Below are 647 nucleotides of genomic sequence, written 5' to 3' on the forward strand. Positions count from 1 at the left end.
GTAGCCATTGCCAAAGCAGGACGTGAAGAAGCAGAAAACCTGGGTAACATCCCCAATGAACCCGAAGCGATAGCCAAATTGGTGCGGCGCTTAAGGCAACCAGTAGAAAAGCTAATATTCTGTTACGAAGCCGGTCCCTGCGGTTACGGGATCTACCGACAGCTCAAAGCCATGGGAGTTGACTGCCTGGTAGTAGCCCCCTCCTTGATACCGCAACGACCAGGAGAACGAATAAAAACCGACCGGCGGGATGCCAGGAAACTAGCCCGCTTACTACGCAGCGGCGAATTAACGCCGGTATGGGTACCGGATGAAAAAGAAGAAGCCTTGCGTGACCTGACCCGCGCCTATGAAGACGCAAAGGAAGATATTCTACGCAAGAAAAACCAGATCGGCAAATTACTATTACGCTTAGGCTTAAGGCCGCCAGCAGGAGTAAAAGCCTGGACCATAAAATATCGCCAGTGGTTAAACAGTCTCCGGTTCAATCAACCCGGCCAGGCAATAGTACTGAAAGAATATATCCACGCCCTGGAAGCAGCCGAAGCCATGGCAGAACGTCTGGAAGCAGAGATAGCCGTACTGGCCGAGGAAAGTGACCAGGCGCCAGTTATCAAAGCCCTGCAGTGCTTACGAGGCGTAGCCCT

General features: G+C 52.4%; 1 protein-coding gene. It reads left to right on the plus strand.

From position 1 onward, the window contains the following. The coding region (locus MOST_RS11970) for an IS110 family transposase (RefSeq protein WP_153060785.1) at window positions 1-647 on the plus strand (647 nt) is incomplete at both ends.

Origin of the sequence: Neomoorella stamsii (genome assembly GCF_002995805.1) — a bacterium.
Classification (GTDB): Bacteria; Bacillota; DSM-521; order Neomoorellales; family Neomoorellaceae; genus Neomoorella; species Neomoorella stamsii.